Origin of the sequence: Pseudomonas sp. TTU2014-080ASC, from assembly GCF_001446935.1 — a bacterium.
GTDB lineage: Bacteria > Pseudomonadota > Gammaproteobacteria > Pseudomonadales > Pseudomonadaceae > Aquipseudomonas.
Window position 1 is genome coordinate 269,511 of the sequence record NZ_LKKK01000002.1, and the last position, 14,984, is coordinate 284,494.

Annotated in this window: 12 protein-coding genes; 8 read left to right on the forward strand and 4 right to left on the reverse strand. The window is 57.8% G+C overall.

Annotated elements, in window-relative coordinates:
* The first annotated feature begins 53 nt into the window (after positions 1-53).
* The gene (locus tag AO726_RS06810) at positions 54-977 is read left to right on the forward strand and encodes a LysR family transcriptional regulator (protein WP_058067321.1); all 924 of its coding nucleotides are present in this window, start codon (positions 54-56) and stop codon (positions 975-977) included.
* Here AO726_RS06810 and AO726_RS06815 read toward each other — a convergent pair.
* On the reverse strand, positions 958-1,854 hold the full coding sequence (locus tag AO726_RS06815; RefSeq protein ID WP_058067322.1) for a LysR substrate-binding domain-containing protein: 897 nt from the start codon (positions 1,852-1,854) through the stop codon (positions 958-960). The two genes, AO726_RS06810 and AO726_RS06815, sit on opposite strands and share 20 nt — an antisense overlap.
* Before the next feature lie 116 nt (positions 1,855-1,970).
* On the opposite strand from AO726_RS06815, the gene AO726_RS06820 reads away from it, so the two are divergent.
* The 3 genes from AO726_RS06820 to AO726_RS06830 all read left to right on the forward strand — a co-directional run bounded on the left by AO726_RS06820 (position 1,971) and on the right by AO726_RS06830 (position 3,639).
* A complete protein-coding gene (locus AO726_RS06820) occupies positions 1,971-2,399 on the forward strand; it encodes a VOC family protein (protein ID WP_058067323.1) in 429 nt (142 codons plus the stop codon).
* Entirely contained in the window at positions 2,396-2,983 is a 588-nt protein-coding gene (locus AO726_RS06825) for a glutathione S-transferase family protein (protein WP_058067324.1), read from the forward strand. Before AO726_RS06820 ends, AO726_RS06825 begins: the two co-directional genes overlap by 4 nt.
* A 92-nt stretch (positions 2,984-3,075) precedes the next feature.
* A complete protein-coding gene (locus AO726_RS06830; protein ID WP_058067325.1) occupies positions 3,076-3,639 on the forward strand; it encodes a nucleotidyltransferase family protein in 564 nt (187 codons plus the stop codon).
* Between the two features lie 46 nt (positions 3,640-3,685).
* Here AO726_RS06830 and dapA read toward each other — a convergent pair whose 3' ends face one another.
* Positions 3,686-4,549, reverse strand: a complete 864-nt coding sequence (gene dapA, locus AO726_RS06835; protein ID WP_058067326.1) for a 4-hydroxy-tetrahydrodipicolinate synthase — start codon at positions 4,547-4,549, stop codon at positions 3,686-3,688.
* A gap of 408 nt (positions 4,550-4,957) precedes the next feature.
* Between dapA and AO726_RS06840 the strand changes: the two genes are divergently transcribed.
* Together AO726_RS06840 and AO726_RS06845 are read left to right on the forward strand one after the other, a co-directional pair.
* Complete coding sequence (locus AO726_RS06840; protein WP_160320959.1) at positions 4,958-5,677, forward strand: polyphenol oxidase family protein; 720 nt, start codon at positions 4,958-4,960, stop codon at positions 5,675-5,677.
* A gap of 103 nt (positions 5,678-5,780) precedes the next feature.
* On the forward strand, positions 5,781-6,167 hold the full coding sequence (locus AO726_RS06845) for a hypothetical protein (protein ID WP_058067328.1): 387 nt from the start codon (positions 5,781-5,783) through the stop codon (positions 6,165-6,167).
* A 170-nt stretch (positions 6,168-6,337) separates the two neighbouring features.
* Here the strand turns inward: AO726_RS06845 and AO726_RS06850 are convergent, their stop codons facing one another.
* Both AO726_RS06850 and AO726_RS06855 read right to left on the reverse strand, forming a co-directional pair.
* On the reverse strand, positions 6,338-6,970 hold the full coding sequence (locus AO726_RS06850) for an alpha/beta fold hydrolase (RefSeq protein WP_058067329.1): 633 nt from the start codon (positions 6,968-6,970) through the stop codon (positions 6,338-6,340).
* A 101-nt stretch (positions 6,971-7,071) separates the two neighbouring features.
* On the reverse strand, positions 7,072-10,101 hold the full coding sequence (locus AO726_RS06855; protein ID WP_058067330.1) for an autotransporter domain-containing protein: 3,030 nt from the start codon (positions 10,099-10,101) through the stop codon (positions 7,072-7,074).
* 384 nt (positions 10,102-10,485) lie between these two features.
* On the opposite strand from AO726_RS06855, the gene AO726_RS06860 reads away from it, so the two are divergent.
* Both AO726_RS06860 and AO726_RS06865 read left to right on the forward strand, forming a co-directional pair.
* Positions 10,486-13,149 (forward strand): helix-turn-helix transcriptional regulator, encoded by a 2,664-nt coding sequence (locus AO726_RS06860; RefSeq protein ID WP_058067331.1) that lies wholly within the window; start codon positions 10,486-10,488, stop codon positions 13,147-13,149.
* 80 nt (positions 13,150-13,229) lie between these two features.
* Entirely contained in the window at positions 13,230-14,978 is a 1,749-nt protein-coding gene (locus tag AO726_RS06865) for a sensor histidine kinase (RefSeq protein ID WP_058067967.1), read from the forward strand.
* Positions 14,979-14,984 lie beyond the last annotated feature (6 nt).

Here is a 14,984-nt window from a genome sequence, read left to right on the forward strand (position 1 = left end):
TTGTTCATGACTGTTTGTAGAATCCAAACAATCAACCCGATCTGGAACGGACCATGGACCGCTTCGACGCAATGCAAGCTTTCGCCCGCGTGGTGGAAACCGGCAGCTTCACCAAAGCCGCCGAGAGCCTGCACATGAGCAAGACCAGCGTGACCCAGCTGGTGCAGCAACTGGAGGCGCGGCTGCGGGTGCGCCTGCTCAACCGCACCACCCGCAAGGTCAACGTCACCGCTGATGGTGCGGCGTATTACGAGCGGGTGATCCGCCTGCTGGATGATCTGGACGACGCCGAAACCAGCCTGTCCCACGCGGCTACCCAGCCTCGTGGACGCCTGCGTATTGATGTGCCCAGTCCGTTGGCGCGGCTGGTGCTGATCCCGGCGCTGCCTGACTTTTATGCACGCTACCCGGATATTCAGCTGGACATGGGTGTTAGCGACCGGGTTGTCGACATCATCAGCGAGAACGTCGACTGCGTGATACGCGGCGGTGAAATCCGCGAACAGTCCATGGTGGCTCGGCAGGTCGGGAGTTTGCAGCTCGGCGTGTATGCAGCGCCTGCCTATCTGCAACGCAGCGCCATCCCGGCGCATCCCAGTGAGGTGGAGCACAGCCCGCATCGGGTGGTGAATTTTGTCAGCTCGCGCACGCGTCAACCGATGTTTTACCGCCTCAGTCGTGCGGCTGAGCGGCTCAGTTTGCAAGGTCGTCAGGCGCTGACGGTGGATGACGGCAACGCCTATATCACTGCTTGTGTGGCCGGTTTGGGCATCGCTGCACTGCCGGACTATATGGTTCGCTCACATCTGGACAACGGCGAGCTGATGCAGCTGTTTACGGACTGGTCGCTGGAACCGATGCCGCTGTATTTGGCTTACCCGCCGAATCGCCATGTCAGCGCCAAGCTGCGTGTGTTTATTGACTGGGTGGTGGCGCTTTTAGCCGCGCGGCAGGGGTTCAATTCGGCTCCGGTGTGAGCTTTTCCAGCTGCGGGCACGCCCAATCCACAAAGGCTTTAACCCGTGGCGACAGTTGCAGGGAATGTGGATAAACCAGCTGAATCGGCAAATCCTCTGGCTCGAAATCCCTGAGGATTCGAATCAGTCGGCCATCCGCCAGCTCATCCGCCACTTGATAATGCATCAACCGGGCAATCCCCACGCCTTGCACGCAGGCCAGGTTGGCGGCGCGCACCTGCGAACACACTAAGCGCGGACTGATGTCCCCGGCCCATTCCTTTCCATCACAACGGTAATACCAGTGCCGCCCCTGAGAGCTGGTGCTGATGCAGGCGTGCTCGTTTAATTCAGACGGGTGCTCGATGGCCGCAGCACCACGCAGATAATCCGGGCTGGCGCAGGTAACCAAGCGGGTACGACTGACCTGTCGCGCCACCAGCCCTGAATCCGGCAAGTGGCCGATGCGCAGGGCCAGGTCGAGGCGCTCATCCAGCAGCGGCATGATCTGATCATTCAGGCTCAGCTCAATCCGTATTGCCGGGTGTTCTTTGAGAAAGCGGTTTACCAGCGGCGCGATATAGCGCGAGCCAAACTCCACCGGCGCGGTGATCCGCAATTGGCCGCGCACGCTGCCGTCGTGGCCTGCCAGACGCTGCTCCATCTCATCGAAGTCAGCCAGCATGCGCCGACCCCAGGCCAGATACTCCTTGCCCTCATCGGTCAGAGCCATGCTGCGGGTTGTGCGATTGAGCAAACGCACGCCCAGGTACTTTTCCAGCGCTGCCAGCGAGCGCACCAGCGAGGCCAGTGATTGGCCGCTGGCATCGGCGGCGGCGCTGAGGCTGCCGCTGTCGACGATGCGGACGAAATTGGCGATTGCTTTGAGCCGGTCCATAGTCCACTTCCGGATTAGTGCGATTGGCGCACAGGTGATGTCAGCTTCGGGGTATAGGTGAAACGTGCGCGGGCCGCGACACTGACCGGACAGACATTCCACCGGAGACCGCCATCATGAGCGCCCTGCAAAACCCCGCCAGGATCTTTGCATACGACCATATCGGGATTCGCGTCAGTGACAAACAGCGGGCACTGGATTTTTATCAGGCCTTGGGTTTTGTCGAAAGCGCGAGCTTCCCTCTTTACGAGGCCAACGAGATGCTCACCCCTGATGGGGTGCGAATCAACCTGATCTTCAACGGCACACGCTTGCCCGATGCCCACAACCCGTTGCTGGATGCACCGGTGAAGCTGCCGGGCATTACCCACCCGGCATTTGTGGTCGATGATCTTCAGGCGTTGGAGACGTGGCTGGGCGAGCAGGGCATCCGCATTACCGAAGGCCCACACCCGATCGGGCCACGGCGCATTGCCCTGTTTATCCGCGACCCCGATGGAAATGTTCTGGAGTTCAACCAACTCATCAATGGAGAACACCCATGAAACTGTACGACCTGGAACCTTCCGGTAACTGCTACAAAGTCCGCCTGTTCGCCGCGCTGGCCAATATCAATCTGGAGATTGTGCCGGTGGACTTTCTCGGTGGAGAACATAAGCGGGCACCGCTGCTGGACCTGAATCCGCTGGGTCAACTGCCGATTTTGGTGGATGGCAAGCAGGTGGTTTATGACTCGCACGCCATTCTGGTGTACTTGGCAGGTGCCCATGGTGGCCTGGCCTGGTGGCCGGCGCATCCGTTTGGCCAAGCCGAGATTGTTAAGTGGCTGTCCTTTGCGGGCAACGAAATCCAGCACAGCGTGTGTGCTGCTCGCTTGGTGCAGAAGTTTGGTTATGCACTGGATTACAACGCGGGTGTGGAAAACGCTCCGCGCGTGCTGTCTGTGCTCGATCAGCACCTGAAAACCAACGAATGGCTCGCCATTGGCCGCCCATCAATCGCTGATTGCGCGGTCTATCCCTACGTCGCGCTGGCCCATGAAGGCGGTGTGGATATCTCGGGCTACCCGCACATCGCTCAGTGGATAAACCGCATTGAAGCACTGCCGGGTTATTTGCCGAAGCCCTGATCTGAGCGGTTTAGCTCCCTCCACGAACGCCGCCACGTTCGTTGGCTGGGTCTGCTAGGCTGCTGTTTCTTCACGGACAACCAGCCTTTGCTATGCACCAACAGCTACTCGCCATTCTTGCCGCTGACCCGATGCGGATGGATGCCCTGCACCTCGTAAAAGCGCTCGGTCTGCCGGATTGTTGGGTGGCGGCCGGGTTTGTACGCAATGCGGTCTGGGATCACCTGCATCGTTTTCCCGGCAGCACGCCGCTGGCGGATATCGACGTGATTTGGTTCGACCCTGATCGGGCCAGTGCCGAAACTGACGCCCGATTCGAACAGGCATTGCAGCAGATGGACAGCCGCCACAACTGGTCGGTGAAAAATCAGGCCCGCATGCACTTGGGTAACGGCGATCAGCCCTACACCTGCGCGACCGACGCCATGCGCTATTGGCCAGAGACTGCCACCGCAGTTGCCGTTCGTTTGAGCACTGATGAGCAGATCGAAATCGCAGCGCCTTACGGCCTGGATGATCTGTTCAACCTGATCGTCCGCCCAACCGCGAAATTCGCCGCAGAAAAGCAGTCGATTTATACACAGCGCCAGCGTTCGAAGAACTGGGCGGCGGTATGGCCGCAGCTGCGTTTTTTAGAGTCGCCGCCTGACTTCTGAATGTAAAAAGCAGGCGCCTGTGCTTAGCTCAGGCGCCACTCCCTGCTTACTCTTCCAGCGCTGCCAGCACCATACGTACCCGCTCCACCGTCGCTGCGCTACAGCTTTGCATCGGTTCACGCAGCTCCGGGGTGATCAGCCCTTGCAGCGCCAGCGCGGCTTTGACTGCGGCGGGGTTGGGCTCGGCAAAGGCGGCCTGCATCCACGGCATCAGGTGGTAGAAGGTTTGCCGGGCAGCGCCCAGTTGTCCACTTTCAACCTGCTGCTGCATCTGTACATAAAGGTCGGCGCGGATGTGCGCGCTGGCGGAGATGGCACCGTGGCCGCCCAGGCACAGGTTGTTGAAGATGTGCAGGTCTTCCCCGGCAAGCACTTCGACGTCGCCATCGGCAATCAGCGTCATCGTCGTTTCCGCATCGCCGCCACAATCTTTGATCGCTTTGATATTCGGGTGACGGACGATGCGGCGCAGGGTCTCCCGCTCAATGCGGACGCCAGTGCGGTAAGGAATGTCGTAGACCACCAGCGGCACGCTGGCGGCATCGGCGACGGTGTTGAAGAAGGCTTCGATGCCTTGTTGAGAGGGACGGATGTAATAGGGCGCGGGTGTCAGCAGTCCGGCAATCGGGCGCTGCTGAATCTCCTGCTGGAAGGCCAGTAATTCGCGCAGGTTATTGCCCGCCAGCCCCATGATCACCTGCTGCCCCGGCACCTGCTGCAACACAGCATCCAGCACGGCCAGTTGCTCGGTGTGGCTCAGTGCGGCGGCTTCGCCGGTGGTGCCGCAGACGACGAAACCGGCAACGCCTTCAGCGGCCAGTTTGTTGACCAAGTTGCGCAGGGCAGGGAAGTCGATTTCACCCGAGCGAAACGGTGTGGCCAAAGCCACCCAGATACCACGAAAAGACATGTACGTACTCCTGTTGCTGACCGTCTGGTCGCCGTCAGGAGGGAGAGAACTCGAAAGAGAAGGTCGGTGAACCCAGCGCCATCTGTCCTGTCAGCCCATCTGACGGGACAGCGCGCCCCGGTCAAATGAGCGACTGTTTCTTGGATTTCTTGGCAACGACGACGCACGCGCAAACCTGGGCAAAGAAGCCCGGCTGTGCTGGCGAGTGGTCGTGGATGTGGAACATGGGATGTCCGTTGCGCAAGTTGTGCGGCAGATAGTGCTCAGCGATGGGTTTGGCTGTCAACCGGAACATTGGCGTCTGAGCACGTTATGCACAGGGCGAACCGACCAATGACGGCACCGTATGATGAATTGGGAGCATGATGGATGGCCAGCCAAAATCTCATTCAGAGGTCACAGGGACGAATGACTTACAGAGCCGCGAATCTGGGTGCTATGCAGGCCGTTGAGCATGGCTTTGGAGTGGTCAACGACCCCCGGCGACCTTCAGTGCTTATATGCCCTGAGCAACAGCATGCGGGGAATGTGGTGATCATTCGGGACGATGGCATTGGGCCTTTTCAGGCTGATGCGTTGTTCAGCTACGGCTACGCCAGCATTGGCGTGGTCACTGCCGACTGTGTGCCGATTCTTGTTGCATCGACTCAGGTGCCAGTTGTCGGTGCTATTCATGCGGGGTGGAAGGGCATCGTCAGTGGGATTGTCGAAAACTCACTGGCTGCGCTCGTCAATGAAGGTGTTGAGACTGACTCTCTGCGTCTGGCGATTGGCCCCTGTATTGGTCGCTGTTGTTACGAGATCAGCCAGTCAACGCTGGCGCTTATCGAGGAAACGCACGGCACCCATTGGGATGTCGCGACAAGGCCGTGGCATCTGCTTCAGCCGACTCAATCTGCTAACTGCATGCGACCTGCTGCCCAAGCCCGAAATGGCCTGATCTGGCTGGATTTGGTGAGTTACATCCGGCAGATATTGAGGGTGTCCGGGATCAGGGATGAGCAGGTCGAAGTGGTCGATGTGTGCACCTACTGTGGTAGCGAAAAGCTGGGCAGTTACCGCAGGCGACAACACTTCGAACTGCCCAGGGCGTTCCAATATTCATGGATTTCCAATCGACTAAGCTGATGAGCCAACGTAGTGGTTCATACATCGGCTTATGGCTTTTTCTGTCCGCACAAACGGAATCACCGTGTAAAATCCCGCGCCCCCAAAAGCAGGAGATAACACGTTGGCAATTCACTACTCCGCAAACCAAGAGAGTGTTGCATGCGGTCGCTCAGGAGCGAGCCTTGAGATGACGCAGGTTGAGGCCGAAGTTTCGTGCAAGCTGTGCCTCCGTTCCCTTGAGAAGAAGGCCGTTGAGCCAGTGCGCAAAACACCTAGCCTTGCTGAGCTGAGAGCGGCTGCCAAAGCCGAGAAGGCTGAGAAGGCTGTTGCGCCAGCGCCTGTTGCAAAACCAGCAAGCCGTGTAACCGTTGCGGCGGCGGCACCTGCCAGCCAGCAGCCGGTCAGTCAGTCCGCTAAATCTGCCCGTGCCGAATGGCAACAGCGTCTGGCCCAGCTGCCGGGTCGCAATCGCTTGCCGCGCGGTGCATCCCGTCAGTCGTTTGTCTGAATAACGGCTCAGAGCGTCTGCATTAGGTGGTAGCGGCGCTCTTTCTCACCTTGATGAACCCGTCGCGGTTAGTGCGGTTGTAGATACGTTCTACAAGCTGCCTGTGCCTGTGCGTAGGGCTGCTACAGGCTTTGGCGGAGTCTCTGCGGCCAACGGCGGGTTTTTAAACGTCAGCAGTCCAGGCTTTGTAAAAACTGGCTCACGGCGTTCAGGGTGTTATAGCCAAGATTTCCACCAAGGGTGCTGTTGTCATCACACAGCGTCAGTAGTGGGCTGCGTATCTCCAGAGTGGTCGGGTAGTTGGCTTGCAGCTTGGCATGGTTACGCAATACCCAGGCGGTTTTATCTCCGTGGTGTTTATGCAGGTCGTGGCTGTTTAGCAGGGCGTCTTTGGAGTGCAGGGTTGGCTCTGTGATGACGGCTTTGCAGGCACGTGGATAGGTGACTGCACAGCCGATGGCCATGGCTGCGCCGACGCACTGGCCAAACACAGCAAAGTCCCACACCTGAAAGTGGTCGAGAATATCCGTGAAGCTGGCCAGCGGTTCATCATCAATAAAGCTGTCGGGTAACAGCGAGGAAAGGCCCGCTGAACGCCCGTATCCGGGGCGGTCGTAGGCAATAACCCGGTGCTGGGTGGCTTCGGCCAGAGACTGGGGAAGCCCTGCCCATAGGCTGACACAACCCAGCGCGCCATGCAGCAGGATCAGTGGCGTCGGCTTGGCGTTGGCTGGTGTCCATGATTGAGCGAACAGGGGGCCGTAGCGACTTTCTATCCAGTGCTGTTGTGTGGATGTCACCATTTGTGCGCCTGTCAGGCCAGATTCCTAAAGAAAGGGGCTGCCACTGGCAGCCCCTTCCGTCCCGCTTTAACCATCCCTGGTTGCTCGTGATGAACCTGCTATCAGAAGCTCCAGTGCACCTTCACCGACGCGCCATGATCTGTCAGACCGCTGGCGAATTTGCCTTCGTAATCCAGCGAGACAGCGGCTGTTGGGGAGACATCGACTTGTGTGCCGAGGCCGACGACTGCGGTATCACGCGCCAGCGCTACACCTTTGACGGCGAACGCATCGCTACCATCGCGGAAGGCCAGAGTGCGATCCATGCGCTCGTCTTCAAAGGCGTGTTGCCAGGCCAGTGAGCCGCGCAGCAGAGCCGGGTTGTTGCCCAGGGTGTAGCCAGTTTGCGCACGCACCCCGAGGGTGCTGACGGTTTGGGTATCGGTTTCGCCCTTACCTTTAAGTGCAGCAGAGCCGCCGCGTTCGGTGAAGCCGTCGGCATCCAGATAGGTCACAGTCAGGCCGGCAAACGGCTCGATGTACTGCTTGTCTGGCTGGCCGATAACGTAGCCGATCTCACCGAACAGCTGAGTGGTGCTGACGTCGTAGTCGGCTTTCAGCTTCTGCTCAAGGCCAGTGATGCTGCGCTCGGTTTCTACGTCATGCAGGGTGTAAGAGAGGCCTGCCATGACGTTGAGCTGGCGCTGGGTGTCCAGAGCAAAGGCTTTACCGCCGTAGACGGTGGCGCTGTAGCTGCTGATCTCCGCATCACTGCGACGGTCACTGACGTTTGAGTCGGTGTCGGTATAGCCCAGGGAGCCGCCGAGGTACCAGCCGTTAGCGATCTCATTGTCGTAACCGACGAATACGCCACCGCTGTGCTGATCCAGATCGGCCGTGTTGCGATCGCCGTCCACGTCTTGCCAGTTACCAACCAACTGTACCCACGCTGGCTTATCAGTCGTCGCCGGAAGGCCGCTGCTGCCCAGTGTGCCGCCGACCTGAGCGGTCATTGCGACTGGGTTGAGGCCAGCATTGAGGGTGTTGCGCATGTTAGTCATCGGCAGAGTGGCTGCATGCCTTGAAACATCAGGCAGGCCAGACAGCACGCTGGCGTGCGCCTCACCTGAGAGGTTGTTAAACACTGAAGCAGGCGCACCTACCGGCAGGGTTTCAACAAAACCATAAACCTCATGGTTGGACGGCAGGCTTTCAACGCTGTTGGCTACGCCCCGCTGGTTAGCGGTTTCAGCCAGAGAGGCAAAAGTCATCGGTGTACCGCTATTGCCCGGATTGCTGCCACCCGGATTAGTGGTGTTGTCGCCTTTACCAGGTGTGTTACCTCCCGGATTAGGCGTGTTGCCACCGTTACCTGGGGTATTGCCGCCATTGCCCGGATTGTTACCACCGGTAGTGGTACGTGTCAGGGTCAGCTCAACCTGATTGCCGTTATAGGCAAGTGTTGGCGACAGGTAAGCGAAGTTGGCGGTGGCACCGGAGAACTCGCCGCTCAGGGTGTTAGCGCTGAGAATGGTGTAGGTGCGTGCGCTTTGCCAAGACCCATTGAGGGCGTTTACCTGCACGCTGGCATCATTGAGGATAGCTGTGCCGCTGACATTCACGTGACTGCTGCTGTTTGGCGTATCGCTGTCAAGGGCGGTGACGATGTAAGTACCAGCCGGATCAAAATACAAATTGGCCAGGTTCATGGTATTGCCATTGCTTGGGGAAAGCGCGCCGCCTGCATTGACACGTACGTAACTGGCATTACCGCTACCGGCCAGTCGGCCACCAGAGTTGATCGTAACGTCATGGACGATGGTTGCAGGTGCCAGGCTCAGCGAGCCTTGGTTAACGATGAACGCTTGGCTACTGTAATCGTTGCCCAGATACAGATCACCGAGACCGGTCTTCTCGATGGCTGTGTTGCTGTGCAGGGTGGCCCCATAAGAGGTAATTGTCTTGTCGGCATCGACATCGAAGATGATTTTGCCACCGGTTTTGCTCGGAAATGTGGTGACCGGGAATTGGTAGTCAAGATCGTTGAGGCCGGTTGCATTGTTTTTGATGATTAGCGTTGCAGTAGGATCAACAGAGATTACGCTGCCACTGTCACCCAGCGCCGCGAGTGGGGCAGCTAATGTGCCTTCTTCAACGTAGGTGCCGCCTTGATGGGTGTTGGTGCCGGCAAGCCTCAAGGTCCCCGCGCCACGTTTGTACAGAGCGCCCACGCCTGAAACGTTGTTGTTCAAGACATCGGTACCGCTGGTATCGATGCTGTTCATCTCCAGCCGCCCATTGTAGTCGGTGATAGAAATGTCACCTGTACCTAAGGAGTTATGCCGGGCGAAGAGTGAGCCTGAAAAAATCTCGGTGCCGCCGGTATACGTGCCGATGCCAAAAAGGGTGGCCCCGCCACCTGCTTTAATTCCCAGCTTGGCGGTGCCATCTTCAATCAGGCCATCAAAATCCCCCACACCACCATTAATGGTCAGTACAGCAGCTGTGGCGCCGTTATTGGTGATCACCCCCGCTTCGGTAGACGTGCTGGATATTCCACCTACCAGCGTATTGAAGCCATTTAGGTCCAGCGTGCCGCCCGTATCAGAGTTGTCAACTTTTTTGAAGTACAGGTTTGCGTTGCTGGACAGTGCATCTGTCGCCTGCAAGATGATGGAGGCGTTTTGATTCACATTTATTTTGCCGCTGACACTGTTTGCAGCCTTGGCATTTAGAATTGCGTTGTTGTGCAGGGAAAGACCCGAGCTATGAGTGCCGCTAATTGCATTGGTCACATTAGCGTTGAGGACGCTGGAGTCTCTGAAGTTTAAAAAACCGCTTAAAGCGGTTGCGCCACTTGCAACATCCAGATTGAGGATGCTGTTGTAGTTGAAGTCATAATTCTTGGAGTCAAAAAAACCTGCGGTGCTTACATCCAGAACTTCGTCCTGGCCACACGCAGTTGGACTGGCACAGCTCGCCGCCGCGTTGGCAGGTATAGAACTAACACCGAGGCCTAACGCCAGTGCAGCAGGTGCCAGCAGTGCCAGACGCGGACTGCGGCCGCTTTTCTTGCAGGTGCGCGCGTTTTCCGGAGCGGCGACCCAAGTCCCCAGCGCTTCGTTCCAGACGCTACGGTAAATTCTGTTCATTGTGTTCCCCTGAATAATATCAAAAATGCTGCGCTCAAGCTGCTCGCTAAGGCTGGGTTCGATGACCCGTGTTGTGCTCCGGAAGGCTCGTCTGTCTGTTGTGCAGACCTCGCTCAGAGAGAGGTGCAATGCAAACCCTGTCCGGATTTAGGCTGGCGGAGGATAGAAACCAGGTAGCCTTTGCGGTACTCCACCAAAAGCAATGGGGAATAAGGTGGGGTAGAGGGATTATCAGGAGGGTGCACCGAGGAGGGTGTTAACCCCCCCCTAAAAGAGGGGGGTATTGGCAGAATCTGGGGGTGGTAGGCTTAAACGTGGCAAACCTTAATTGCCAGTTGAGAGCTTGCTGGAGGCCCGGTGGATTGATGTTGGGGAGGAGGCCGGTTGCGTATTACCAGCAATAGCACGCTAAAACGTGCCAGTAAGGTCGGTTCATTGATCAGTCGTTATCAGCCGCCGCGCTCGTTCGAAACGTGGGTGAGCCGGCCGGAGCTTATCGCGCAGTTGCGTGAAGGTTATGGAAAAGTAACCGTTCTTGAAGGGCCACCAGGTGGTGGTAAAACTACCCTTCTGAGTACTCACTATGCAGAGCAGGCCTCAGCAGGTGAGTGTGTGCATTGGCTGAGTTTGTCCAGCAGTGATAATGATCCTGCTGTGTTACGGCGCAATCTGCTGAATGCATTTTCCCTGGAGTCAGCTGCTGCTGATGACGTTATGCCCGATATGCCGGAAGGCGTAATGGGGTTTGTTGACGGCATGGAGCTGATTTGCGACCCAATGGCACATGAGCTGCTTGAGTGGTTCGTCCTGAGTGTGCCTACAAACAGCTGCGTGTACCTATCGACCAGGCGTTTGCGTGGGCGTTTATTGGGCACGGCACGCATGCGTGGTCAGGTTACAGTCATTGGTCCGCAAGCCTTACGCATGGATGACCGGGAGGCAGCCGCGTTGCTCGGGCAGCCCTGGTCTGAACATGAAGTCAGCCTTCTGAACCGTTATGTGGATGGTTGGGCCGCTGGTTTACGCTTTATGCAGCGCTCTCCTGAGTCCTGTCAGCGCCTGCTGGCGAATGTGGAGCGCATGTCACCGTTGCCCCCGGAGATGTGTGACTATTTTGAGCAGGAAATTATTGCCAGCCTGCCGGAGTCCACGCTTTCCACGCTAATGGACCTCAGCGTACTGGAGCGGTTTATTCCTGAACTGGTCAGCCAGATACCCCAAGGTGCTTGTGATTGGGGACTGATTGACGAGCAAATTCGCTGTGGTCGCTTCATTCGCTATCTGGACGGCCAGTGGCATTGGGCCGAGTTACATCCGGCATTCGGGCTCTATCTGCGTCAGCGTTTGCGTTGTATGAAGCCGGCCCGTTTTGATGAACTCAAACTCTTCGTTGCATCTTGGTTTAAAGCCCACGGTTATACCGCGGAGGCTATCCGGCATGCAGTGCATATCAGTGAAACCGCAAAAGCTGCCCGCTTGATCGAAGATGTCGGGGCGATATCGGTGGATCTTTCAGACGGCCCGGATGTGGCCATGCAATACATTCCGGTCAGCCAAGCCGGCGAGTTGCCTTTGCTGTTTATTGCGCAGGTTTATCACCGTATCCGCAACGGCAAGCTGCGCCAGGCTCAGGCGTTGTTTGAAGAAGCCCTTGTTCAAACCGACGGTTTCAGCCGAATCAGTGAAAAGGCCGATGCAGAAACGGTTGAGGGCTGGGCGTTCTTGTATCAGGTCGTGTTCCTAGCGATAGATGACAGGTCACTACTGGAGTCGGGGAACCTGCAGCGCCTCGAAAATGAGATGAACCGCAGAATCGGCAAGGATCAAGTGCTTGCCATGAGCATGGCCTCGTTGGTGGCGTTCGGTTATCTGGATGCCTGGCGGTACAAAGAAGCCATGGCCTTTTGCAACCTTGGCCTGAATGTTGATGAGATTCGCTCTGAACGGAAAATCGCGATCTTTCTGCTTGTCCACAAGGCATGTTGCCTGCTCGCTACAGACCGGGTTGAGGCTGCACTGGCTGTCGCTCAAGAGGCCTGCAGACAAGCTGCCTTGGAAGGCACTTACGGCCTGTATGAGCGAATGTGTTCGCAGCTTCTGCTGGGTACTGTGCTTTACGAAAGCAATGAGCTTGAGACAGCAGCAAACACCCTGATTCCGGCTTTGGAGCAAATACGCGACACCAGTGGATGGGTGTATTTATATGCCGAAGCCTATGGGGCTGCGGTGGCCAGCATTGCGCTTGTGGAGTCTGACGCTGCAGCAGAGCGGCTGATACACGATGGTGAATTGTTTGCCCGTGAGCGTAATCTTCCGAGGCTGCTGAACCACCTTGCGGTCATCCGTTTGAGTGAGCTGATTCGTGCCCAGCGCTGGCGTGAGGCAATGGCTCTGCTTGAGTCCGAGCCCATAGCCGGTCAACTCAAGCTTGGCGGTCTTGACGCCTATGAGTTGTCGACCCGACTACCTGCGTTTCTGGCTGCGGCCCGCTTGATGCTGGGGCTGGAGCGCCCACGCGATGCGATGGATTATCTGGGGCTGTTCAAAACCATCGACCTCAAAGCGCTGGATTGTCGCCTGCGTTTTAACTATCACTTGCTGTCTATGCGTGCGGCGTACCTGATGCGTCGGTACACCCCGGCTTACGAGCATTTGCTGAGCACATTGAGCACGGGCCATGCCGCCGGATTATTGCGTCGCGTTTGCGAGGCTAGGGATTGGCTGCAGGCGTCTTACACATTGGCATGCAGCCAAGGCAAGAAGGTGCCGTCACACCTGTTTGAGTGGCTGGTGCAGGTGTTGGGAGAGTTTGATCATCCAGAGCCAGCCGCTGTTGCCAAGCTAATCCCTGGCAACTGCATGCTCAGCCCACGTGAGAGTGAAATCATCGCGTTGATCGCCGAAGGCTATATCAATAAGGAAATTGCCGCGAAACTGGGGATATCTGAAGGCACCGTGAAGGGACATCGTAAAAAGATTCACGAAAAACTCGGTGTCAGTAGTCGGTCGCAGGCCCTTATCCGGGCTCGAGAGCTGTTGATTATTTAAGCTGCGACTTTAGACGAGTGGTGGCCCTGAGCCATCGCATTTACACCTAGGATGCAGGCTCCATGGATCGGGGCCTGTATATGCCTGAATTGTTCCAACGCTACCGCGTAATCATCCTGACCCTGCTCATTGTGCTGGGGCTGTTTGTCAGCATGTGGCTGGCAGGGCGCTACGCTGAGCAGCGCGCGTGGCAGGAGCGCAGCGAGGAAGCCCAGGGTCAGTTACAGCTCTACGCCCAGTCCATCCACACCGTGTTGGAGCGGTTTCGCGCTTTGCCCAAGGTGCTGGCGCTGGACAGTGATATCCGCACCCTGTTGCAGGCCCAAGATGATCCGCTGCTGCGTGACACCCTCAACAGGCGTCTTGAACGACTCAATTCGGTGGCGGGCTCCAGCGTGCTGTACCTACTCGACCTTCAGGGCAAAGCGCTGGTGGCCAGTAACTGGCGGGACTGGAGCAGCTTTGTCGGCAACAGCTACGCCTTTCGCCCGTATTTCCAGAATGCCCTGCGCGATGGCCACGGCCAATACTTTGCAGTGGGCGTGACCACCGGTATTCCCGGCTACTTCCTTGCCCATGCCGTGAATGACTTGGACGGCAACGTCTTGGGCGTGCTGGTGGTCAAGCTGGAGCTGGAAGAACTGCAGCGTGAGTGGGTCAGCCAGCCCGGCGTGTTTATGGTCAGCGACAGCTACGGCGTGGCGATTCTCAGCAACCGTCCGGGCTGGCGTTTCCGCATGCTCAAGCCCCTGAGTGAGCAGGATCGTGAAGAGTTGGTCGGTGTACGCAAATACGCTGAGCAGGCCTTGCAGCCCTTATCGAGCCGCTTACTGCGTACCATTGCGCCAACCAGCCAGTGGCGTCGAGTAATGGGCCCGGATGGTGTGCAGGATTATCTCTGGCAACAGCAAGATCTGGGTGATGAGGGCTGGACCCTGCATTTACTGAGCGAGCCGGGCAATCTGCTCGATACCGTGCGCAGCTATCGTCTGGCTGCCGGCGGGCTGTGGATGACGCTGGCATTCCTGCTCCTGTATCTGGCTCAACGACGCAAAAATCAGCGTCTGCAGGCTGGCATCCGCGAACGTCTGGAGCATGAGGTGGCGCTGCGAACGCAGGAGCTGCGTGAAGCGCAGGACGGCCTCGTGCATGCCGCAAAACTGGCCGCGCTGGGGCAGATGTCCGCCGCTATGGCCCATGAAATCAACCAGCCGTTGACCGCCATGCGCATGCAACTGGGCAGCCTGCATCTGCTGTTGGCGTCTGGGCGGCAAGATGAGGTGGAAAAGGGCCTACAACGCATTGATGAGCTGTTGCAGCGCATCGCCGGTCTGACCGGCCACCTGAAAACCTTTGCCCGTAAAACCCCGGCAGGGCAGACCGAGCCTTTGCTGCTGGCCGATGTGCTGGAGCAGGCCCTGCAATTGCTGGCCCCGCGTTTGCGCAGTGAGCGGATACAGCTACACCGTGAAATCGACAACAGCGTGCGCGTAGAGGGCGATGCCATTCGCCTGGAGCATGTGCTGGTCAACCTGCTTAACAACGCAGTGGATGCCATGGCAGCAGTGGATAACCCACAACTGTGGATAACCCTCCGGGCTGTGGATGGTTGCTGCCGCCTGAGCATCGCTGACAACGGCGGTGGTCTGGACGCCCAAGCGTTAGCCCATGTATTCGAGCCGTTCTTCACCACCAAACCGGTGGGTGCAGGGCTGGGCCTGGGGCTGGCGGTGTCGTACGGCATCATGCGCGAACTGGGCGGTAGTCTGAGCGCGGCTAATGGTGAACAGGGCGCTGTGTTTACACTGAGTTTGGCGTTGGCTGAATAATCCCTG